Raw genomic sequence first — 23,577 nt, 5'->3', positions numbered from 1 at the left:
TCCTAGTAGAATTCCTCCAAAGGATTTTTAATGTATCCATTTGCTTTTAATAATTCATAGGGGTGTTGCTTTTTGTCTAATGCTTGCTTTCTTAGCTTTAGCATTGGTAGAATCTCTGCATTTTTTGCTTTTGCCTTTGCTTTTTGATCTTTCTTTTGTTGATTTAATGCAATCGCCTGCTGAATCACGTCTGATTTAAGTTGATGAAATTTAGTATCAAGTGGATTTTCCTCAACTATTTTTTGTGAGAGCTTTTTAATATCGTTTTCCTTCAAACTATCAAAAATACCAAGAGCTTCCACTTCAACACTTAAGTTCCCAATCATGTCTTGACGTTTATACTCGATTGTATTTTGGCGCTCTTTAAATGCTTCTTGAATACGTCCTGTCATTTCAGTATTTCGCTTGTGATTCAGCATGACTTCATCCAAGTTAATCATAATATCTTCATATTTCATCATATCGGCAAAATTGTTCGTCCGAATAGCTGTCATCATTGGTTGAATCGTTTGCATATCTTCCCTAGCAGTCTTTTTTAATACTTGTGGTGTAATGATTTCTGCCGGGTTGTCCTCATCAAATAATACTCGTTCTTGCGCTAGAATAAATAGGTTCACGGCAACAGCAGTAATCCCTTGGCATTCATTATAAAATGCCTTCTTTGTCTCCTCTGTAAGCTCAGAATGGGTTTTTAAACACTGTAATTCCCAAAGTGTCTCTAGGAAAAACTCCCACTCTTCACTATTTTCGTCCATACGATCCCAAATAATAGCTCCATCACTTGCTGCCCGTCTTGCCTGTCTAAAGTTTCCTTTGAATAATTTTTGTGCTTTAGAAGTGCCGATTAAAACCGTAGGAATGCCAACTGTATTAGACAGTGTTACAAAAAAATTCAACATTTCTTCCTGTTCATTTTTGGAATATAGTAAGTGCTGGATTTCATCAATTACTAGAATACCGATGCCGTACATACTTGCTAACGATGTCATGTGCAATAACATTGTCGATGTCACACGGTTCAAATAGCCGTACTTTTCTAAATATCGAGTGCCTAGTAAATCATCAATTGCTTTGAAAAAGCTTTTGCAAAGTGTAGATAAACTTCCATCATACGGGCAGTCAATTTTAAGCCAAACAATTTGAGTTCGATTAAACGGTTGTCCTTTGTATTCTTCATGCTTGATCACTTGTGGATACATAAGCAAAAGACGTTCAATTGCTGTTGTTTTACCAATTCCAGAAATACCGATAATGGATAAGCTATCGGCAGTTGAACGAATATAATTTAGTCGTTCATCTATATATTTGTGAGCTGTTTCCTCTTCTTCACGCAATTCATGCAACACCCGAACACGCTCTAGAAATGTTCTATCTAATGGATTTCGCGCCAAGTAACCCCTCCGAATCAATGTAGACAATCGACGTTCTACCTCGAAATGAATCGGTAACGGCTGGATAAAATTCCTTACACGTTTTAAGACGTGATAACGAATATTCGTTTCACTTAACTTATCTTGCTCACTAATTCGTGGAGTCACCATAAATCGCTCTAGCACATTATCCTCATTAAATATAGGTGGAAGAGCTTCGATGAAAGGATTATTGGTATATTCATTTAAAAGCTGCTCCTTATAGACCGCTTTCTCAAAATCCCCTTTTAAGACAACCATGTCATTTGTCTTTCCCAAATTCCTCATCTCGCTTCTTCTTTAGTTTTTCCATAAGACGTGAGCCTGATTTCTTAGGTGGTGTTTCATCAATCTTCTCTTTTGTAACAAAGTCGATTACGTCAGCTGCTTCACTAACCTTATTAGGTGATAAATCAAACTTTTCAGCTTCAAGATTCAACTGTTTTTCAACATCCTTGTTTTCACGAATAACTGCTATTTTAGCTTTCTTACTAGTTGGCTGATTGAAAGATTCTTTTTTGTTCTTAACGGCTTTTTTTATAATCTCTTCCAATGCTGCATCAGTATTTACCGTAAGCTGAATTTGATTTGTTCGTTCCATTTCTTCTAGTTCATTCCGAAGTTGTTGCTGAAAGACAACTTCTTCCAAGAGGTCACCTTTATATTGCTGACTAGGCTCTAATAAAATACACGTCTCAAAATCTGTTCCGTTATCGTGGGGAATATAGATTTTTTCAATATGACGTGGATCATAAACGATTTCTAGACTTCTATTTTTCAACTTTAAATACCATTGCTCTTCAATAGCTTGACGAGAACCATAAAGAAGATTTTTAAACTTAATTCCAGCTCTTGAAATTGTCGCTTTCCCACGTGGAAGCACGTTCAGACGAAGAATATTTCGATCAACTGTTCTTAACCTTCCTTTGCGATTTTGAATACCCCAATTCCATAAGTTAATCGGCGTTGGCACTAGTCCATCAGCTACCATTTCTTTTTCAACAGGATATTTATCAATGACCTTTTGGTTATGATGAAGCGCCATTGTAATAATTAGAGATGTAAATTCCTTTAAATTTAGCGTAGCATTTAAGCGATAATCCTGATCTCCACGTTCTCGATATTCCTTTTGAATTGCTCCGGGAGCTTTTTGCTTTACCTTCCCATTAAACGTACGGAATTTCCTTTCAACAATCCCTTTCAAATCACCCCTATAAGCCGTAGTATTCTCGATTTTAATGTTAAGATTGTTAATTAAATTCTCTACCGAATAGCCTTCAAACTCACCTCGATCAGCGATAATAATTTCAGGCAAATGATGTGTTGGCCATTGCTCAGGTGCAATATCAATTCCGTACTGATTACAGAACTTTACTTTGTCAGCAACCATATTATCTAAAGCCATCATTGCACCGATCCATGACGGCCCTTCTAGCCCAACATAAAGACCCGTAATAATACGTGAATACACATCAAGTACCGCATAAATAACTGGTCTCCCAATTACTTTATTTACATCAAGCGAACTGACTAAATAAATATCTGCGATAGTTGCGTCAATTTGAAATCTAGTACCGGGACCATTTGTTTCTGATTTAGAATCACTTAAAATCGGACGATGCTTCAGCTCATATTCTTTCGTGCTTTTACGGAATTGAATGTCTTTCTTTGGATCTTCGAATTTCTTAAACCAATAATAAAACTGATGATAGGACGGTATTCGATTTGCTTCCCACACTCGATATTTCATTTCACCTTTTTCTTTATAACGGTCTGAATAGAAATCGCGCAGAATAAAATGATAGACATCTTTTAATGAATAGTTATTTGTCTTACGGTAATATTTGTTAATAGCATGCTCGAACTGTAACTTTATTTCATCTGTTATATTGATACCAGTTTGATAATCTCCACTAGTATTTACTCTTCGTGGACGACCTACTTTAGCATTTGCTAAAGCTTTGGATCTCCCTTTACCACCTGAGTTTGCATAATCCGGTAGCACAGCATTTTTAGTCATACCACGCTGCCAATATCGACTGAGGAGCTTTTTTACCTTAGTAGGTGTCACATTTAACTCTCCTGCAATTTCCTTTATCTTTGTTTCTCTACCATTTCTTTGAAGCAATACATCCATATGTTCCAAACAGTATTTTTGAATAGTATCCCAATCATCTTCGCGCTTTTGAATTTGCACATCTGTTAAGTCACTATCAGCTACAACTCTTGCGAACGGATCTGATATCACTAATAACTCTTTTTGTTCGATTTCTGTAGACAATGTGGCATAAAGCTCTTTTTTTGGCATAGATGTGTGTGCATCAATATCTACAATAAAAACATACGATTCTTCTATTTCAACAACCCGAATCCGTATTGAATCCTTCACATATTGAAACACCTGATTAATATAAATCATCCGTATTTCTCCTTCTTCAGCGTGCTTTCATCAATGGATTTAATATCAATCTGTTGCTCTAAATTTAGTGGCTCAAGCATATCTATAACGATGTTTTTTTGAGCAAGTAAATGATAAAACAGTGTTACACCACTACCAAAAGGTAAATGGGTATCGGTATCAAATTCATTCGTAATTATACGGATACTATTTTTGTTATTTAGTAACCTTTGCATTAAAGATAAGGATAAATCTTCAATATGTTGTGAACTCATTTCCTGAAATACATCATAATCTCGAATATCAAAATGATCATGAATGTAGCTAATGTTTCGTGCCATTGTTTTGGGGATTTCCTCCTCTGTAACAACCACCCAATCAATTTCCTTCCGTTGCCAATACTCTCGTTCAATCTCAAACTTTTCGAGTACTCGTTCCTTCAGTAAATCGTCCTTCATTTTGATTGTACGTGCTACTTCAAACACACCTTGTCCCATATCAACTGTTAATAAAAAATCCGTTGTCATCACAATCGGATCACCAGTTTTAGGATCAGTAGGATGTTTAATACCTAACTCATCTGCAATAACAATGGTTTCTTCTAATGGCAATAAAGGAAATTGTTCTCGAATATCAACAATATGATTTGAATATTCAGTTAAATAGAAGTAATTTTTTTCTAAATCCGATAGAAATTCATGCTGTCTGTTTGTTTTTATTCCTTTTAAACGAGTGGAACGACCCTTTGAAGATACATCTTGAATCTTCAACCAAGGTTTATAATCTACTCCTATACCGGTGCCTCGACCTTGTTTAATCCAATGTTCAATTTCAGATGTTCTTTTTCTTTTCGACATAAAAACACCCCTTTAGATAATCATATCCAAAGGGATAAAACGGTGCAACTTTTTTATAAACGGTATAACTTTATTTTAAACGGTACCTCTTTTTTACAAACGGTACAACTTTATTTCAAATCTACAGTAAAGAAATCTCGAAAATAATTAAATTGCACATAGTTGTTACCACAAAAAAACCCCTCTTGGACGAATCCAAAAGGGGGATAGTTTCTATTCTACTGTTACAGATTTCGCCAAGTTTCGCGGCTTATCCACATCACAGTCGCGGTGAAGCGCTGCGTAATAGCTGATCAATTGAAGTGGAATAACAGATACTAAAGGTGTTAGTAAGCTGTGGACGTTTGGAATAACAAGTGTATCCCCGTCTTCTTCCATACCTTCCATTGAAATGATACAAGGTTTCGCACCACGTGCTACAACCTCTTTCACGTTTCCGCGAATGTTTAGTGCCACTGGTTTTTGTGTTACTAGAGCGAACACTGGTGTACCGTCTTCGATAAGAGCGATAGTTCCGTGTTTCAACTCACCACCTGCAAAACCTTCTGCTTGGATATACGAAATCTCTTTTAGTTTCAATGCGCCTTCAAGACTTACGAAGAAGTCGACGTTACGTCCGATGAAGAATGCATTGCGCGTTGTTGCTAAGAAATCTTTTGCAATTGCTTCGATTGCTTCTTTCGAGTCAACCATTGCTTGTACTGCGTTCGCTACGATCCCAAGCTCTTTGATCAAGTCAAATTCAACATCATGACCTGCGTGCTTAGCAGCCACAGTTGCAGCCACAGCTAGAACAGCGATTTGTGCAACGTATGCTTTTGTTGAAGCTACTGCGATTTCTGGACCTGCATGTAAAAGCAATGTGAAGTCTGCTTCACGAGAAAGTGTTGATCCTTGAACGTTTGTTACGGTAAGTGCTTTGTGGCCCATTTCCTTGATTTTCACAAGAACTTGGCGCGAGTCAGCTGTTTCACCTGATTGAGAGATGAAGACGAATAGTGGCTTCTCAGAAAGGATTGGCATGTTGTAGCCAAACTCACTTGAGATATGCACTTCTACTGGCTTCTTCGTAATTTTCTCGAAGTACTCTTTACCAACAAGACCTGCGTGGTAGCTTGTACCTGCAGCAATGATGTAAAGACGGTCTGAAGCATTGATAGCTTCTAAAATATCTGCATCGATTGAAAGCTCGCCTGCTTCGTTTTGGTACGCTTGGATGATTTTACGCATTACAGCTGGCTGCTCGTCAATTTCTTTTAACATGTAGTGTGGATATGTTCCCTTTTCGATGTCACTCATATCAAGCTCTGCTTTATACGAATCACGCGCAACAACAGTACCGTCTAACTTTTGGATTTCAACTGAATCCTTTTTCACAATCACCATTTCTTGGTCGTGAAGCTCTACGTACGTGTCTGTTACTTGAAGCATCGCCATTGCGTCAGAAGCGACTACATTGAAGTCGTCTCCAAGACCAACTAGAAGTGGGCTCTTGTTTTTTGCAACGTAGATTGTTTGTGCTTCTTCCGCATCTAAAAGTGCGATTGCATATGAACCGTGAAGAAGTTCAAGCGTTTTGCTGAATGCTTCTGCAGTCGTCATGCCATCGTTTACAAATTTCTCGATCAATTGAACGATAACTTCTGTATCTGTATCAGACTTCATTTCAACGCCTGGAAGATATTCTTTTTGTAGTAAGTGATAGTTCTCGATAACCCCATTGTGTACTAGCGTATAACGCTCTGTTGTACTTTGGTGAGGGTGAGCATTTACTTGGTTTGGAACACCGTGAGTTGCCCAACGTGTGTGTCCGATACCTGTTTTGCCCATTACGTCTTCACTAACTGCTCCGCGAAGATCTGCGATGCGGCCTTTTTCTTTGAATACTGTGATGCCTTCTTCGTTACGAACTGCAATACCCGCTGAGTCATAGCCGCGGTATTCTAATTTTTCTAAGCCTTTTAACAAAATTTCTTTGGCGTCACGTTCGCCGATATATCCAACAATTCCACACATAATAAAAATCCTCCGATTGATTGAAGCATGCAAAAAGAAGCGTCGCTTTGGGCGCTTTTTTTCATACTTATTTAGTATCGCCTTCTATCCGGTCTGTCTACCAATCGCTTGGCAGGTTTACAGATAGAGTAACAACCGGGCGTAGTGCGGTCGGGAGGCATCCGCCGAATCCTCGATAAACCTCCACCTCGTCTGCTAAGGACTGTTTCCGTCCGAGTTCCTTAGCTCTGGCGCTTCAACTTGTTTCCGATTTCTTTGCGCGCACAGCTTTCCTCCTTTAGCGCGTGTTCCTATGCTTCTCAGCATAACCTCCATATCATACAAAATTTAGTGGGTCTCGTCAATTGTAATCTATGTAAGAAAAGACCCTTTGGTGCTTAGGCACCAAAAGGTCTTGGGGGTCCTAGTTCTCTAAAAGCTTGAGCATTTCGCGATTGAATGCCGGAATGTCGTCTGGTTGACGGCTAGTCACCAGTTGATTCTGACAAACGACTACTTCCGTATCTTGCACTTTCGCTCCAGCATATTCCATATCAACTTGAATGGATTTAAAGCCTGTTGCATCGCGACCCTCTAGAGTCTTTGCTGTAATTAGCAGCTGCGGCCCGTGGCAGATAGCGAATACAGGTTTTTTCGCATCCATGAATTCTTTTGTAAAGTGGACGAAACGATCGTCGGCACGTAGTTGGTCAGGTGAGAATCCGCCTGGCAGTAAAAGTGCGTCAAAATCACTTGCGTTCACATCATCAATTGATTTATCAATTGTGACTTCTGTATTGTCTTTTTTCCCAGTAACCGTCTTGCCTGCTTCTTTTTCAATTGTGACCACTTCATGGCCCGCATCTTTCAAAGCTTTTGCTGGTTCTGTCCATTCGACGTCTTCAAACATGTTGGTGATTAACGTTGCTACTTTTGCCATTGTATCTCCTCCTAAATGTTTGTACGTACTATGTATTCCACTCTGAGAAAGAATTAAACATTCGGATTGCGAAGGTTTTTCTAGAAAGGGGTTTGGGATAATAGGGGTTTGGGATAATAGGGGTTTGGGCCCTAGGTGACTGGTTTTGTGACCTGGTAGACATGTTTTGTGACTTGAGCGAGCGTTATTGTGCCCTCAAAACTACCGTTTGTGCCCTGAGTCGTATTATGGAAACTAATTACTCAAAACCTTTTCTAGAAAAACCTTGAATTACTCAAAACCTTTTCTAGTAAAACCTTGAATTACTCAAAACCTTTTCTAGAAAACCTTGAATTACTCAAAACCTTTTCTAGAAAACCTTGAATTACTTAAAACCTTACTAATTAGACCTTTCTGAACAAAAAAACGCCCCCTGGAAGGGAGGCGTTTGACTGGATTATTGATCTAAGCCCATTTCAGCACGCACGACGTCGGCAATACGGTTGACGTAGCTTTCGCACTTTTCTTGTGACTCCGCTTCAACCATGACACGAACAAGTGGCTCTGTTCCAGAAGGACGCACGAGGACGCGGCCATTGCCGTTCATTTCGCTTTCGACCTCTGAAATGATCGCTGCCACTTTTTCATTATCTGTTACAGCATGCTTATCCGTTACACGGATGTTGACAAGCTTTTGTGGGAAGATTTTCATCTCACCCGCTAGATCTGATAACTTCTTACCTGTTGCTTTCATGATGTTCACGAGTTGTAGACCTGTTAGGAGGCCGTCACCCGTAGTATTGTAATCTAAGAAAATGATGTGGCCCGATTGCTCGCCACCCAAATTGTATCCACCATTACGCATCTCTTCGACCACATAGCGGTCTCCTACAGCTGTTTGGACAGATTGTAGGCCGTGATGCTCAAGCGCCTTGTAGAAGCCCATATTGCTCATTACAGTAGAAACAACAGTCTCTTTGTGCAAACGGCCTTCTTTGACAAGATAACGCGCTAAAATATACATGATTTGGTCGCCATCGACGACATTTCCTTTTTCATCGATTGCAATGACGCGGTCGCCATCACCATCAAACGCAAGACCAATGTCCGCGCCTTTTTCTTTCACGAAAGCTGAAAGAGCTTCTGGGTGCGTCGATCCAACGCCATCATTGATGTTAAGACCGTTTGGCGATGAACCCATTGTTGAAATGTCTGCATCTAGGTCAGCAAAAATATGTGTGGCGTGAGAAGACGTAGCACCGTGTGCACAGTCTAGTGCTACATGGATGCCTACAAAGTTCTCAGTCACAGACTGCTTCAAGAATTGAAGGTACTTTTGACCACCTTCGAAATAATCCGATACAGCTCCAACATTTCCGCCTGTTGGACGTGGAAGAGTATCTTCCTCTTGATCAAGAATCGCCTCGATTTCATTTTCTTGCTCATCTGTTAGCTTGAAACCATCTGAACCGAAGAACTTGATTCCATTGTCTTCAACTGGATTGTGCGATGCTGAGATCATGACTCCCGCATCCGCGCTCATAACACGCGTCAAATAAGCCACACCAGGTGTGCTCAATACGCCGAGCGTCATGACTTCAACGCCAACTGATAATAGACCTGCTACTAGTGCAGACTCTAGCATGTGACCTGAGATACGTGTATCACGGCCCACTAATACTTTTGCTCTGCCCTCAGCATTCTGAGTTAATACATAGCCGCCCACGCGACCTAAACGAAATGCGAACTCTGGTGTTAAGCCCTCATTTGCGACTCCACGAACACCATCTGTACCAAAATATTTTCCCATTAGAAATTCTCTCCTTAATTCATGGCAACTCAAGTTCTTGCAACAGTAATCGTTGCTTGAGATAACTCAGCCACCCATGTTGCCACATCAGATCCTTCGACTTCGATCGGCAAAGTAAATTCGCCTTCTTCATCGACTGCGCTAGCATCAATACGTACTTGCACATCTTCTGCGGTTAATTCATTGACCTGTGATTCCGGGCCGGTCGCTGTTACATTCACGACCCCATCACTGGGGATGGCAAAAGTGGAACTCCATTCTTCTGCCAGTCCCGCAATCACAATCGGTACATTTTGGAATGTACGAGATGTGACCACATCTTCCGTGTCTTCAGGTGGTGTATTTGCAGAGGTATCATCCTCTGGAACTTGTTCTGCTTCATTTTCCGGTGCTGCTACTGTGGCATTGATTGTGACTGGTACTGTATCTCTTCCCACTCGGTCGATTCCCTCAGGCGCTTCTACTTCTATGTCTACAGTGCCCGATTCTTCGATTTGTGAAACATTCACACGCACTGGAATTTCTTCAAGTGCATCAACCACAGAACGAGGCCCAAAGACTCGCATTGTAGAAACCGTAGAGGTAATCGAATTAATCGTAACTCCGTCTTGAGGAGAACCTGTTTGCTCCAGTACGATTGGCACCTCTTTGCTGTATTGCTCAATCTCAACCGAAACATTCACTACTTCCGGCTTAATCACGACATCTAGCTTGTTCAAGTCCCTGTCTAAAACGCGAACACGGGCTTCCTGTGTAAAGGATTCATTGAGCCCTTGTTCCCCACTAACAGTCGCTTTCACGAAACTGATCGCTTCAACAATACTGCGTGCTCCTGTTACCGTTACACGGTTCGGCTCAACATTAGTTGATTTTACCACATAATTGTCAGCAAGCAATCGCTCATTCATATCTGGTTCGACTGCAAACTCTTCCGTGATGAGTTCTTCAATCGTAACTGTCACAGTCCGTGGATCCGTTCGCACTTTTAAACGTTCCGGAAGATTTTCATATTGGACTTCAACTTCATGCTGGCCAAGTGGCAATTCCCGCAAATCGAGAAACACAGTGTAATCCTGCATAGTCTGAGCCGAAAGCACAAGATTGCTTGGCCCTTCGATATTCAATGTGACAGTATCAGGCGCACCCGTCACCACAAGATTGTCATCATCGTAATAGACCTGAACGGGTACATCTTGAATACTTTCTACGCTAGTGCCTACTGTATTCATTTGATTGCCCTCTAACTCATTTTGAACTGTAATAAATAGAAGGACGGCAAATAAAAGGGAGACAATACGTAAAAACCACGGATTATCCATCATTTTATCCATTTTTCGGCCCCTTCCATAACCATTTTGACGTGGTCACTTGCTGCTCCGTTTCACCAAACCACAAACGTTTTAAATGTTGTTCAAATTCGTCCATCGTCAAGTTCCGGTGCAGGTCGCCATTGGCTGTGATGCTGACTGCTCCCGTCTCTTCTGAAACGACAATCGTCACAGCATCTGTCACTTCACTCAGTCCGATTGCTGCGCGGTGGCGCGTCCCTAAATCTTTTGAGATGAACGGGCTTTCAGACAGTGGTAAATAGCAAGCAGCCGAAGCTATTTTATTACGCTGAACAATCACTGCTCCATCATGCAGTGGCGTGTTTGGAATGAAAAGATTGATCAAGAGTTCCGAAGAAATCGTAGCATTCATCGGAATACCTGTTTCTATATACTCCGATAACCCAGTCTCTCGTTCAATCGAAATCAAAGCACCGATACGGCGTTTGGCCATATAACTGACCGACTTCGACATCGCACCAAGGAGTCGATTTTGTTCCTCTTGCTCTTGCAACGAACTGCGGGCAAAAATCTTCCCGCGTCCCAGTTGTTCCAAAGCACGGCGAATCTCAGGCTGAAAAATAATAATGATGGCAAGAAAACCAAATCGAATGACTTGATCGAGCATCCAACCGAGCGTTTCCATTCCGAGGGTGTCGGTAATAACACGCGCCACGATAATAACAAAAATACCTTTTAACAATTGAACCGCTTTTGTGCCGCGGATCAACGTGATGAGTTTATAAATGACAAACCACACGAACAGGACGTCTAGAATCGTAATAAGCAATTCAATGGGTTCACTGTTTTGTAGTTGCATCAAAAAGTCCATGTGGCCACCCCACTTTCACTGTATGCATATGGCACTAGTATACCATAGATGCGTATAGAAAAAACTCCCGTACCTCATAGGAGATGCGGGAGTTCTTCATTTAATTACTAGAATCGTCACTACCTGTGATCCAGTTTTCGACACCTTGATAGCCAGACTTCATTTTGAACCATAACCATTCAAAGATACGGTCGATTTCTTCAATTTCTCCTGTGACCACCGCTGTGGATGCCATTAAGGAAGATGTCTCAATCTCATCTTCATTGATGATGCGACCGTTGATGACCGTCAAATTCCCTTCAATGGTTCCTTCCACACGAATATCACCATTTCGGACGACAAAATCGCCTTCTACAACTTCTCCCTCTGGAATGATCACAGTGTCGCCTTCTACTAGTATATTATCGGCTTTCGTAAATGCGAACTGTTGGTCATTCGAGAAGTTGCCAAAGAACATGGCACTCATAAAGACTAAAAATACTGCGGCTGCTGATACTATTGGATAACGTCTAAACCAGTTTTGTGGTCCGGCTGAAACGTTGCGTTTTGGTAGTGTGGCCATGATGTTTGACGTCAAATCTGGTGGTGGTGTGACCGGCTGAGCACTCTTCATAAACGCAACAACGTCACTAAGTTCGTGCATATGCGCTTGACATGCCTCACAGCTCTTCAAGTGGGCTTTCAGCTCTTTTTCTTCATCAGGCTGAATATCCCCATCTAGATAGGCATGCATTAGTTCAATGTATTTCTCGTGGCATGCACCCATCATCGTTTCCCTCCTACCTCCGTCATCGGGAGCTGACTCATCTGTTTGCGGAGCGCTTCCCGCCCTCGGTGAATCCGTGTTTTCACTGTACCGAGAGGGAGATCTAAAATTTCACTGATTTCTTGTAGCGGTAATTCTTCCATGTACTTCAAGACGATGACCGATCGATACTTATCTGGTAAGCGGCTGATTTCATACTGGACACGCTCTTGCATCTCCATTTTCTCCAACTGCTCTACAGGAAGTGCTCCGCTCGCTGCGACTTGTGAGTACATATCGAGACCATCTGTTCCCGGAACTTGGGCATCTAAATGATAGTCTGGTTTCTTTTTACGAATTCGGTCGATACAAAGATTCGTTGCGATGCGAAAAATCCATGTAGAAAATTTTCGCTTCTGATCGAATGAATGCAAATTAATGAAAGCCCGTAAAAAAGCTTCTTGGGTAATATCTTCGGCTTCGTGTTTGTTGCCAAGCATACGATAGCACACTTGATAAAGGCGTGCTTGGTACAAATCCACGATTTCTGTATAGGCATCTTGATTCCCGTTTAACACTTGTTTGATTCTCTTGTTGACGATAGCATCCATGCTCTACTTTCCCCTCCGCCTCTGCGGTTCTATAATCTATACGGTCCGTGGTATCAATAGGTTTCACTTTTTCTTTATTATTTTATTGTAACAAATTTTGACAGACCTTAGGGGACGAATTATTCATATAGTGCATGAAAAAAGTCCCCTTCTTTTAAGAAGAGGACGAATGACTTTTTTATACGAGGCTTTCTCCGAAAAGTGAGCCCATTAATGCAACTGCAACATCCGCAGTCTTGTTTTTCTCATCAAGAATCGGGTTCACTTCCACAAACTCGGCTGATGTAATCAAGTTTGAAGATGCTAACATTTCCATCGCTAGATGACTTTCACGATAGCTGATTCCACCTGGTACAGGCGTCCCAACTCCCGGTGTATAGAGTGGGTCAAGTCCGTCTAAATCTAGAGACAAGTGGACGCCATCCACTTCACGGTCACGTAGGTACCACATCGCTTGGTTCATCACTTCTGTCATCCCTAATTTATCGATTTCGTGCATCGTAAATACTTTCATACCTTTTTCTTTGATCAAGTCACGCTCACCTGGGTCAACTGAACGTGCACCGATGATGACGATGTTTTCTGGTTTCACTTTTGGCGCGTATCCATGAATGTTGACAAGTTTGTCATGACCAAGGCCCATACTTACAGCAAGTGGCATCCCGTGAATGTTCCCTGACGGCGAAGTCTCTTCTGTATTCATGTCGGCGTGCGCATCGTACCAGATCACACCTAGGTTCTCGTAATTCTTTGCAAGACCTGCAAGCGTCCCAATGGCAATACTGTGGTCGCCACCAAGAACTAATGGGAATCGGTTGTTGCTTAGAACTTCACTCACTTTGTCAGCAAGCTTTGTGCTTGTTTCAATGACTTCTGGTAAGTTGCGAAGCTTTGTATTTGTATCATGGCCAGCGTTTGTCTGATCAATCGAAATATCGCCTTCATCTCGTACGTCATGCCCAAGAGCTTCTAGACGTTGAATCGCTCCAGCATATCGCATTGCGCTTGGTCCCATGTCGACACCGCGACGATTTTGACCAAAATCCATAGGTACTCCAATTACGGACATCTCTAATTTATTCATGATTTTATGCCTCCTCAATTCGTTATGTCTATTGTAACTGCTTACATAACGATGGCTCAACCGCGCAAAATCACGTATATTTATTCATCTTCTCAAGTAATCTCTTCTTTGCTTCCGGCCATTCAGCATCAATCATGGAATACAAATAAGTGTCCCGAGGTTTTCCGGTACTCCGTATCTTTTCATTGCGAAGAAAACCCTCTTTTACGAATCCAATTCGTTCAATTGCTCTTTGTGATGCTTCGTTTTCAGCATCCGTTCGAATTTGTACGCGCATGAGTCCGAGCTCCTCGAATGCATACTGTAGAAGAAGATACTTACACGTCGTATTGACATGCGTGCGTTGATAAGGCTTTGCGTAAATCGTCGCCCCTATCTCTGCTGCTTTATGTTTGAGGTCTATATCATACAGACGTGTAGTACCAATCACCTTTTTTGCCCTTTCATCTATCACTGCAAACACCAAGACATCCTTCTCAGTTTCCATACGATCAATCGCATAGTTAAGCCACCCCTGTAATTGCTCTTTACGCTCCACTTTGGTGAGCATGTGTACATACACTTCCGGCTCAAATGTCTCCCATAAGGCGTCGCCATCTTTTTTGGTTAAAGGACGAAGGGTTACCCCATTTAGTGTTTTTTGCATTCCGATTCCCCCTTTTTTATATAGAAAAAAAACACCCACTTCTTTAAAAAAGAAATGAGTGCTTGTTATGGAGCCTAGCGGGATCGAACCGCTGACCTCCTGCGTGCAAGGCAGGCGCTCTCCCAGCTGAGCTAAGGCCCCAGAATGGCTGGGGTACTAGGATTCGAACCTAGGCATGACGGAATCAAAATCCGTTGCCTTACCGCTTGGCTATACCCCAATGCGTTGTATAAATAAATGGTGGAGGGGGACGGATTCGAACCGCCGAACCCGAAGGAGCGGATTTACAGTCCGCCGCGTTTAGCCACTTCGCTACCCCTCCAGAGGTCTATATGGTGGAGGATGACGGGATCGAACCGCCGACCCCCTGCTTGTAAGGCAGGTGCTCTCCCAGCTGAGCTAATCCTCCAGTATGTCGCTGTTTCACAGGACAAGAATTATTGTAGCATGTTGAAAAAGGTCGTGCAAGGGTTTTAAGAAATAGTTTTCTACATTTTACAATGTTTTATACAGTATTAAATTATCTAGTACACATTTCCTAATATTTCCGTTAAACTATAATTAACAGAATTTTAAATATATTTTAATAGGAGGAATTTATGGAGAAGTTTCACGAACAGCTTCATGGTTTAGGAAAGAGAATTGAACAACTTAAAGATTCTATTTCTACAGAGGAAGCAACTAAGACTGCTATTATAATGCCTTTCTTTCAAATGCTTGGATATGATGTCTTTAATCCTTTAGAGTTTAGTCCTGAATTTATAGCTGATGTAGGAATCAAAAAGGGAGAGAAAGTTGATTACGCGATTCTCAATGAAGGTAAACCAGTAATACTAATCGAATGTAAAAGCATAAATGCTCCACTCACAAAACATGATTCTCAACTTTTTCGATATTTTGGAACCACTACTGCCAAATTCTCTATTTTAACAAATGGAATCGAATATAAGTTTTTTACAGATTTAGTTGAACCAAATAAAATGGATACTTCTCCATTCTTCACTTTTAACATTCTTGATTTGAAAGAACCTCACCTTCAAGAGATTGCTAAGTTTCGAAAAGATGCATTTGACGTAGATAATATCACCAGCACTGCATCAGAATTAAAATACTTGAATGCTTTAAAGACATATTTAAATACACAGTTTAATTTGCCGTCTGATCCTTTTGTGAAATTCTTAGTAAATGAAATCTATGATGGAGTTAAAACCAAAAGTACTTTAGAAAAGTTTACACCTATTATTCAAAAAGGATTAAAACAAATTATTAATGAAATGGTAAGTCAAAAGCTTAACGCTGCGTTAAAGTCTACTGGAGATAAAATCGAAGAACAGTTTGTAACAGAAGTTGCTATAACTACTGCGGATGGTAAAGAGACAATCGTTACAACAAACGAGGAGCTAGAAGCATATTCAGTGGTCAGAGTGGCTCTAAAAGAGTTTGTTGATCCTGAAAGAATTTACTATAGAGATAACAAATCTTATTTTAATATTTTGTTAGATGATAATATTAGAAAATGGTTAATGCGGATTTATTTCGAAAAAAATAGAAACTATATTGTATTAAATGATGGCACTGGTGATGCTGCTAAAACAATAATAGAATTTAACAGACCTATTGATTTGTTCGATCACAAAGAAAGCTTTAATAAAGTTCTTACTACTTTTCTATAAACAAAAACGACTATCCATAATCAAATCGGATAGTCGTTTCTTTAAGCTTCCAGCCGGGATCGAACCGACGACCTCATCCTTACCATGGATGCGCTCTACCTACTGAGCTATGGAAGCAAAATGGCTCCGAAGGCAGGACTCGAACCTGCGACCTGCCGGTTAACAGCCGGATGCTCTACCAACTGAGCTACTTCGGAACAGTACTTTTCTATTATATCAATTAGGTGGGGCAGGTCAACGGAAAGTTCATGAAAAAAGTCAGATCCATCTTACGGTGCTTGTTCTAAAGATCAAAGTAAGATGGCATCAGTATGACGGAGGGTTCTTGAGAGAGCCAGATCCATCTTATGAAGTTTACTCTAAAGATCAAAATAAGATGGCATCGGTATAGCGCAATGTATTTCAAAAAGCCAGATCCATCTTACGATGCTTGTTCTAAAGATCAAAGTAAGAACGAAGAGGATAGGTGGAGGTGTTTCTTAGCTGTCAATCCCTCCATCCAGGCCGCCATTTCCTGGGTGAGTTTCCCCGAGCCTCCCCACGTAAGCTGAAAGAAGAGCACTTTCATCTTCGTTGCCGGGTCTCGGGAAAACTCAGATGGCCCGGGAAATGACGACCTGGACTCCGGGATTGATTGCCACTGAGAAGTTATCACTCTCAAATTCTTATTTAAACTTTGTAGACTGGCGTTCGACCACTGACAGATCAGTACTTACTAGAAAGGCATTTGGACATCTAACGTCTTCCTAGAAACGCATTCTGTTATCAGGCTCTTGCCAGAAAGAGCTCTTTGACATTTCAGGTCTTACTAGTAAGGGTTTTGTGGCTGAGCGAGCATTCTGGAGCAAGTAATGTGTTTTCTAAGGCAAGTAACTTGATTTCTACAACAAGTGACCTATTTTCTGCAGCAAGTAAACCGATTTCTACACCCGAAGTCGTTTTATGGAAACTATTTTAGATGTAGAGTTAGTTGGATGCAGTCGTTCCTACAAGAAGGTCTTGTCTTGGACGGATGGGTCGTACTGGAGAGGGTCGGCGCCGGAAAAGATTATGTCTACTTTTTCGCACACAAAAAAGGCCACCCCTGACGGGATGACCTTCTTCTCTTGTTGCCCAGCGACGTCCTACTCTCACAGGGGGAGACCCCCAACTACCATCGGCGCTGAAGAGCTTAACTTCCGTGTTCGGTATGGGAACGGGTGTGACCTCTTCGCCATCATCACTAGACCTTGAGCCTGTTCGCTCAAAACTGGATAGAACTCCATTGATTTTTTTGGTTAAGTCCTCGATCGATTAGTATTCGTCAGCTCCACACGTCGCCGTGCTTCCACCCCGAACCTATCTACCTCATCGTCTTTGAGGGATCTTACTTACTTGCGTAATGGGAAATCTCATCTTGAGGGGGGCTTCATGCTTAGATGCTTTCAGCACTTATCCCGTCCACACATAGCTACCCAGCGATGCCTTTGGCAAGACAACTGGTACACCAGCGGTGTGTCCATCCCGGTCCTCTCGTACTAAGGACAGCTCCTCTCAAATTTCCTACGCCCACGACGGATAGGGACCGAACTGTCTCACGACGTTCTGAACCCAGCTCGCGTACCGCTTTAATGGGCGAACAGCCCAACCCTTGGGACCGACTACAGCCCCAGGATGCGATGAGCCGACATCGAGGTGCCAAACCTCCCCGTCGATGTGGACTCTTGGGGGAGATAAGCCTGTTATCCCCGGGGTAGCTTTTATCCGTTGAGCGATGGCCCTTCCATGCGGAACCACCGGATCACTAAGCCCGTCTTTCGACCCTGCTCGACTTGTAGGTCTCGCAGTCAAGCTCCCTTCTGCCTTTACACTCTTCGAATGATTTCCAACCATTCTGAGGGAACCTTTGGGCGCCTCCGTTACACTTTAGGAGGCGACCGCCCCAGTCAAACTGTCCGCCTGACACTGTCTCCTGCCCGGGTCACGGGCATGGGTTAGAACTTCAATACAACCAGGGTAGTATCCCACCGACGCCTCCTCCGAAGCTGGCGCTCCGGGCTCTTAGGCTCCTACCTATCCTGTACAAGTTGCACCAAAGTTCAATATCAGGCTACAGTAAAGCTCCACGGGGTCTTTCCGTCCTGTCGCGGGTAACCTGCATCTTCACAGGTACTATAATTTCACCGAGTCTCTCGTTGAGACAGTGCCCAGATCGTTACGCCTTTCGTGCGGGTCGGAACTTACCCGACAAGGAATTTCGCTACCTTAGGACCGTTATAGTTACGGCCGCCGTTTACTGGGGCTTCAATTCGCACCTTCGCTTGCGCTAAGCACTCCTCTTAACCTTCCAGCACCGGGCAGGCGTCAGCCCCTATACGTCACCTTACGGTTTTGCAGAGACCTGTGTTTTTGCTAAACAGTCGCCTGGGCCTATTCACTGCGGCTCTCTCGGGCTTTCACCCTGTCAGAGCACCCCTTCTCCCGAAGTTACGGGGTCATTTTGCCGAGTTCCTTAACGAGAGTTCACTCGCTCACCTTAGGATTCTCTCCTCGACCACCTGTGTCGGTTTGCGGTACGGGCACCTCCCGCCTCGCTAGAGGCTTTTCTTGGCAGCGTGAAATCAGAAACTTCGGACTATGTCCTCCTCATCACAGCCTGGTGTTATAGATGCGGGATTTGCCTCACATCACACCTCACTGCTTGAACGTGCACATCCAACGGCACGCTTCCCTATCCTACTGCGTCCCCCCATCACTCAAATGGCGGGGAGGTGGTACAGGAATATCAACCTGTTGTCCATCGTCTACGCCTATCGGCCTCGACTTAGGTCCCGACTGACCCTGAGCGGACGAGCCTTCCTCAGGAAACCTTGGTCATACGGTGGATGGGATTCTCACCCATCTTTCGCTACTCATACCGGCATTCTCACTTCTAAGCGCTCCACCTGTCCTTCCGGTCAGACTTCGACGCCCTTAGAACGCTCTCCTACCACGCATACCCTAGGTATGCATCCACAGCTTCGGTGAACCGTTTAGCCCCGATACATTTTCGGCGCAGCGTCACTCGACCAGTGAGCTATTACGCACTCTTTAAATGATGGCTGCTTCTAAGCCAACATCCTGGTTGTCTAAGCAACGCCACATCCTTTTCCACTTAACGGTTACTTGGGGACCTTAGCTGGTGGTCTGGGCTGTTTCCCTCTTGACTACGGATCTTATCACTCGCAGTCTGACTCCCAGATACAAATCATCGGCATTCGGAGTTTGTCTGAATTCGGTAACCCGGGATGGGCCCCTAGTCCAAACAGTGCTCTACCTCCGAGATTCTTCATCTGAGGCTAGCCCTAAAGCTATTTCGGAGAGAACCAGCTATCTCCAGGTTCGATTGGAATTTCTCCGCTACCCACACCTCATCCCCGCACTTTTCAACGTGCGTGGGTTCGGACCTCCAGTGAGTGTTACCTCACCTTCATCCTGGACATGGGTAGATCACCTGGTTTCGGGTCTACGACCCCATACTCATTCGCCCTGTTCAGACTCGCTTTCGCTGCGGCTCCGTCTCCTCGACTTAACCTTGCATGGAATCGTAACTCGCCGGTTCATTCTACAAAAGGCACGCTATCACCCATTAACGGGCTCTAACTACTTGTAGGCACACGGTTTCAGGATCTCTTTCACTCCCCTTCCGGGGTGCTTTTCACCTTTCCCTCACGGTACTGGTTCACTATCGGTCACTAGGGAGTATTTAGCCTTGGGAGATGGTCCTCCCGGATTCCGACGGAATTTCACGTGTTCCGCCGTACTCAGGATCCACTCTGGAGGGCAATGGGTTTGGACTACAGGACTCTTACCTCGTGTCGTGGGCCTTTCCAGACCGCTTCGTCTACCCCTTGCCTTTGTAACTCCGTATAGAGTGTCCTACAACCCCAAGAGGCAAGCCTCTTGGTTTGGGCTCTTCCCGTTTCGCTCGCCGCTACTCAGGGAATCGATTTTTCTTTCTCTTCCTCCAGGTACTTAGATGTTTCAGTTCCCTGGGTCTGCCTCCGACCAGCTATGTATTCACTGGAAGGTAACACGCCATTACGCGTGCTGGGTTTCCCCATTCGGAAATCTCCGGATCAAAGCTCACTTACAGCTCCCCGAAGCATATCGGTGTTAGTGCCGTCCTTCATAGGCTCCTAGTGCCAAGGCATCCACCGTGCGCCCTTCCTAACTTAACCTAAGTTAGTGCTCTCCATGAAGAAGAGACTTAAGGTCACACGTCAATTGCTTGACGTTGTGTTTGTTACAATCAATGTCGTTCTATCCAGTTTTCAAAGAACAGGTTGTTGAATGTATGAACATTCAAAACTGAACTGCAAGACGTCAAGTCAAGACCCGAGGGTCTGTTCCGAAATAATCCTTAGAAAGGAGGTGATCCAGCCGCACCTTCCGATACGGCTACCTTGTTACGACTTCACCCCAATCATCTGTCCCACCTTCGGCGGCTGGCCCCATAAAGGTTACCCCACCGACTTCGGGTGTTACAAACTCTCGTGGTGTGACGGGCGGTGTGTACAAGGCCCGGGAACGTATTCACCGTGGCATGCTGATCCACGATTACTAGCGATTCCAGCTTCATGTAGGCGAGTTGCAGCCTACAATCCGAACTGAGAATGGTTTTATGGGATTGGCTCCCCCTCGCGGGTTCGCAGCCCTTTGTACCATCCATTGTAGCACGTGTGTAGCCCAGGTCATAAGGGGCATGATGATTTGACGTCATCCCCACCTTCCTCCGGTTTGTCACCGGCAGTCACCTTAGAGTGCCCAACTGAATGCTGGCAACTAAGATCAAGGGTTGCGCTCGTTGCGGGACTTAACCCAACATCTCACGACACGAGCTGACGACAACCATGCACCACCTGTCACCGCCGTCCCCGAAGGGAAGGCCTAGTCTCCTAGGCGGTCGGCGGGATGTCAAGACCTGGTAAGGTTCTTCGCGTTGCTTCGAATTAAACCACATGCTCCACCGCTTGTGCGGGCCCCCGTCAATTCCTTTGAGTTTCAGTCTTGCGACCGTACTCCCCAGGCGGAGTGCTTAATGCGTTAGCTGCAGCACTAAGGGGCGGAAACCCCCTAACACTTAGCACTCATCGTTTACGGCGTGGACTACCAGGGTATCTAATCCTGTTTGCTCCCCACGCTTTCGCGCCTCAGCGTCAGTTACAGACCAGAAAGCCGCCTTCGCCACTGGTGTTCCTCCAAATCTCTACGCATTTCACCGCTACACTTGGAATTCCGCTTTCCTCTTCTGCACTCAAGTCCCCCAGTTTCCAATGACCCTCCACGGTTGAGCCGTGGGCTTTCACATCAGACTTAAGGGACCGCCTGCGCGCGCTTTACGCCCAATGATTCCGGACAACGCTTGCCACCTACGTATTACCGCGGCTGCTGGCACGTAGTTAGCCGTGGCTTTCTAATGAGGTACCGTCAAGGTACCGGCAGTTACTCCGGTACTTGTTCTTCCCTCACAACAGAGTTTTACGATCCGAGAACCTTCTTCACTCACGCGGCGTTGCTCCATCAGACTTTCGTCCATTGTGGAAGATTCCCTACTGCTGCCTCCCGTAGGAGTCTGGGCCGTGTCTCAGTCCCAGTGTGGCCGATCACCCTCTCAGGTCGGCTACGCATCGTCGCCTTGGTGGGCCGTTACCCCACCAACTAGCTAATGCGCCGCGGGCCCATCCTGTAGTGACAGCCGAGGCCGCCTTTCAACACCGGACCATGTGGTCTGGTGGATTATTCGGTATTAGCCCCGGTTTCCCGGAGTTATCCCAATCTACAGGGCAGGTTGCCCACGTGTTACTCACCCGTCCGCCGCTGAATCTGGAGGAGCAAGCTCCTCCTTCATCCGCTCGACTTGCATGTATTAGGCACGCCGCCAGCGTTCGTCCTGAGCCAGGATCAAACTCTCCATAAAAGAGAACTTAATATAAGCTCATTTTGTTGCTGGCATCATAATGATGTCCATTTTTGAACGTCCATCACATCCCGTTAAAGGATGCGACTTGGTTCGTGTTTGCGTCACGCACACCCAACGGGGGTCGGGGCGGTGACGCTCTATCTTGACGTCTTGCATGTTCAGTTTTCAATGTTCATATGTCGTCTTGAGACAGCTTTCATATAGTAACAAAACATTCAACGTATTGTCAACTATTTGTTTCGTCTTGTTTTGGCGACCTCTGTATCTTAGCATCGTTTTAAAGGTAGAGTCAACGGTTTTTCGAAACTTTTTCGTTTCTTTTTTCATTTTTCTATTCAATCACAAGATGATGTTAGTTTGATACATCGATGGCACAACATATCCGGCAAGCATATTGTCTTTACACGTAGAATCAATTTCTCCAGCTACCTAAATCAAACTGTATATACCGATTTCAGCGTTATATGAAAATAAAGACCATTTAATTTCCAAAGGACAAGATAAAAGAGCTCCTCACCCTTTCCTCTACTTCGAAATAAAAAAACCACTCAACTTATTGTTGAGCGGCTTGCTGCTTCCGAGCTTTGCGTCGTTCTTCACGCTTCGCAAGGTCAATTTCAGATTGTTTGTTGTACTTCGGTAACGCCAGAAGTTGAAATGCGTTGACCGCCAATATTGGGAATAACAATAATGTCACCCAGCTATCCACACCTTCAGCGCGTACCATGAGCACTGGCAACCATTCTAATGTAGAAATAACAATCATGAAGAACATCGCAGAAATCAATGCGTGTTTCTTTGTCAGACGTGCTTTGATCATGGCAACGGTCACACCAGTTCCAATCAGGACAAGAAGTAGTCCAAGATATAGTAGTAACTGTTCAGTGGATGCTGATCCTGGTCGGAATCGGAAGATGATTAAATCTCCGATGACAATGATGATAAGTAAAACCTGAACCCAGTTCCAAAGTGTAAGGCTCTTAAAAATATTGACGCCCATCTGATGAATTGTTAAATACGCAAAAAATCCCATCTGAGCAATAACACTTACAGTGAACCCCATAACAACCATAAAGACAAAAGCCGCTGTGAATTCTCCCCACTCACCCGCTTGGAAGTATTGGGCGAATGCATCGTCCCATCGTATAAATAAGCCGAGCACACCTGTGATAAGTCCACCGATGAGCATCGCGCGTACAAAAAATTTAAACCAATTTCGTATAGTCACGAAAAATCCTCCATCTCTTTCTAGTTCTTCTCGATTGTATCAAATTATTTAGATAAAAATCTATGAATCACGCCAGTTCTTGCATAATTCCCTATCAATTG

Annotated in this window: 14 protein-coding genes, 6 tRNA genes and 3 rRNA genes; 1 reads left to right on the top strand and 22 read right to left on the bottom strand. The window is 43.7% G+C overall.

Features of this window, described 5'->3' with window-relative positions; genetic code table 11:
• Positions 1 to 2: 2 nt before the first annotated feature.
• The 16 genes from ACF3OH_RS01765 to ACF3OH_RS01690 all read right to left on the bottom strand — a co-directional run bounded on the left by ACF3OH_RS01765 (position 3) and on the right by ACF3OH_RS01690 (position 15,043).
• A complete protein-coding gene (locus ACF3OH_RS01765; RefSeq protein ID WP_342526794.1) occupies positions 3 to 1,697 on the bottom strand; it encodes an ATP-binding protein in 1,695 nt (564 codons plus the stop codon).
• Positions 1,672 to 3,828 (bottom strand): Mu transposase C-terminal domain-containing protein, encoded by a 2,157-nt coding sequence (locus ACF3OH_RS01760; protein WP_392455500.1) that lies wholly within the window; start codon positions 3,826 to 3,828, stop codon positions 1,672 to 1,674. The genes ACF3OH_RS01765 and ACF3OH_RS01760 overlap by 26 nt, the downstream gene beginning before the upstream one ends.
• Positions 3,825 to 4,664 carry a TnsA endonuclease N-terminal domain-containing protein gene (locus ACF3OH_RS01755; RefSeq protein WP_342526798.1) on the bottom strand — a complete coding sequence of 280 codons (840 nt, stop codon included), beginning with the start codon at positions 4,662 to 4,664 and terminating at the stop codon, positions 3,825 to 3,827. Before ACF3OH_RS01755 ends, ACF3OH_RS01760 begins: the two co-directional genes overlap by 4 nt.
• Before the next feature lie 213 nt (positions 4,665 to 4,877).
• Entirely contained in the window at positions 4,878 to 6,680 is a 1,803-nt protein-coding gene (gene glmS / locus ACF3OH_RS01750; protein WP_392455498.1) for a glutamine--fructose-6-phosphate transaminase (isomerizing), read from the bottom strand.
• A 403-nt stretch (positions 6,681 to 7,083) separates the two neighbouring features.
• Positions 7,084 to 7,599, bottom strand: a complete 516-nt coding sequence (locus ACF3OH_RS01745; RefSeq protein WP_392455497.1) for a type 1 glutamine amidotransferase domain-containing protein — start codon at positions 7,597 to 7,599, stop codon at positions 7,084 to 7,086.
• 436 nt (positions 7,600 to 8,035) lie between these two features.
• Positions 8,036 to 9,388 (bottom strand): phosphoglucosamine mutase, encoded by a 1,353-nt coding sequence (gene glmM, locus ACF3OH_RS01740; protein WP_204590379.1) that lies wholly within the window; start codon positions 9,386 to 9,388, stop codon positions 8,036 to 8,038.
• A 29-nt stretch (positions 9,389 to 9,417) separates the two neighbouring features.
• Positions 9,418 to 10,719, bottom strand: a complete 1,302-nt coding sequence (locus ACF3OH_RS01735) for a YbbR-like domain-containing protein (RefSeq protein WP_392455495.1) — start codon at positions 10,717 to 10,719, stop codon at positions 9,418 to 9,420.
• On the bottom strand, positions 10,712 to 11,548 hold the full coding sequence (gene cdaA / locus ACF3OH_RS01730; RefSeq protein ID WP_392455494.1) for a diadenylate cyclase CdaA: 837 nt from the start codon (positions 11,546 to 11,548) through the stop codon (positions 10,712 to 10,714). The genes ACF3OH_RS01735 and cdaA overlap by 8 nt, the downstream gene beginning before the upstream one ends.
• 100 nt (positions 11,549 to 11,648) lie before the next feature.
• Positions 11,649 to 12,314 carry a zf-HC2 domain-containing protein gene (locus ACF3OH_RS01725; protein ID WP_392456674.1) on the bottom strand — a complete coding sequence of 222 codons (666 nt, stop codon included), beginning with the start codon at positions 12,312 to 12,314 and terminating at the stop codon, positions 11,649 to 11,651.
• Positions 12,314 to 12,904 (bottom strand): RNA polymerase sigma factor SigW, encoded by a 591-nt coding sequence (gene sigW, locus ACF3OH_RS01720; RefSeq protein ID WP_204590376.1) that lies wholly within the window; start codon positions 12,902 to 12,904, stop codon positions 12,314 to 12,316. Before sigW ends, ACF3OH_RS01725 begins: the two co-directional genes overlap by 1 nt.
• Positions 12,905 to 13,082: 178 nt before the next feature.
• The gene (gene rocF / locus ACF3OH_RS01715; RefSeq protein ID WP_392455492.1) at positions 13,083 to 13,988 is read right to left on the bottom strand and encodes an arginase; all 906 of its coding nucleotides are present in this window, start codon (positions 13,986 to 13,988) and stop codon (positions 13,083 to 13,085) included.
• Positions 13,989 to 14,058: 70 nt separating this feature from the next.
• Entirely contained in the window at positions 14,059 to 14,634 is a 576-nt protein-coding gene (locus ACF3OH_RS01710; protein WP_392455491.1) for a GNAT family N-acetyltransferase, read from the bottom strand.
• A 68-nt stretch (positions 14,635 to 14,702) separates the two neighbouring features.
• Positions 14,703 to 14,775 (bottom strand) — tRNA-Ala (locus ACF3OH_RS01705).
• A 4-nt stretch (positions 14,776 to 14,779) separates the two neighbouring features.
• Positions 14,780 to 14,854 (bottom strand) — tRNA-Gln (locus tag ACF3OH_RS01700).
• An 18-nt stretch (positions 14,855 to 14,872) separates the two neighbouring features.
• Positions 14,873 to 14,956: transfer RNA gene (locus ACF3OH_RS01695), tRNA-Tyr, on the bottom strand.
• Between the two features lie 11 nt (positions 14,957 to 14,967).
• Positions 14,968 to 15,043: transfer RNA gene (locus ACF3OH_RS01690), tRNA-Val, on the bottom strand.
• Between the two features lie 190 nt (positions 15,044 to 15,233).
• Between ACF3OH_RS01690 and ACF3OH_RS01685 the strand changes: the two genes are divergently transcribed.
• Positions 15,234 to 16,307, top strand: coding sequence for a type I restriction endonuclease (locus ACF3OH_RS01685; RefSeq protein WP_392455490.1), 1,074 nt, complete (start codon positions 15,234 to 15,236; stop codon positions 16,305 to 16,307).
• A 44-nt stretch (positions 16,308 to 16,351) separates the two neighbouring features.
• Here ACF3OH_RS01685 and ACF3OH_RS01680 read toward each other — a convergent pair.
• The 6 genes from ACF3OH_RS01680 to ACF3OH_RS01655 all read right to left on the bottom strand — a co-directional run bounded on the left by ACF3OH_RS01680 (position 16,352) and on the right by ACF3OH_RS01655 (position 23,476).
• Positions 16,352 to 16,424 (bottom strand) — tRNA-Thr (locus ACF3OH_RS01680).
• A gap of 4 nt (positions 16,425 to 16,428) precedes the next feature.
• Positions 16,429 to 16,504, bottom strand: a tRNA-Asn gene (locus ACF3OH_RS01675).
• A gap of 914 nt (positions 16,505 to 17,418) precedes the next feature.
• A 5S ribosomal RNA gene (gene rrf, locus ACF3OH_RS01670) occupies positions 17,419 to 17,534 on the bottom strand.
• Between the two features lie 46 nt (positions 17,535 to 17,580).
• Positions 17,581 to 20,506 (bottom strand): 23S ribosomal RNA (locus ACF3OH_RS01665).
• A gap of 186 nt (positions 20,507 to 20,692) precedes the next feature.
• Positions 20,693 to 22,245, bottom strand: a 16S ribosomal RNA gene (locus ACF3OH_RS01660).
• Together the 16S, 23S and 5S rRNA genes form the textbook arrangement of a ribosomal RNA operon.
• Before the next feature lie 556 nt (positions 22,246 to 22,801).
• Positions 22,802 to 23,476 (bottom strand): KinB-signaling pathway activation protein, encoded by a 675-nt coding sequence (locus ACF3OH_RS01655; protein ID WP_204591555.1) that lies wholly within the window; start codon positions 23,474 to 23,476, stop codon positions 22,802 to 22,804.
• Positions 23,477 to 23,577: the final 101 nt, after the last annotated feature.

This window comes from Chryseomicrobium aureum (genome assembly GCF_043182735.1).
In the GTDB taxonomy this organism is placed as follows: Bacteria; Bacillota; Bacilli; order Bacillales_A; family Planococcaceae; genus Chryseomicrobium; species Chryseomicrobium aureum.
Note: the sequence above shows the minus strand (reverse complement) of the source record. Positions and strands in the feature narration are given on the sequence as shown.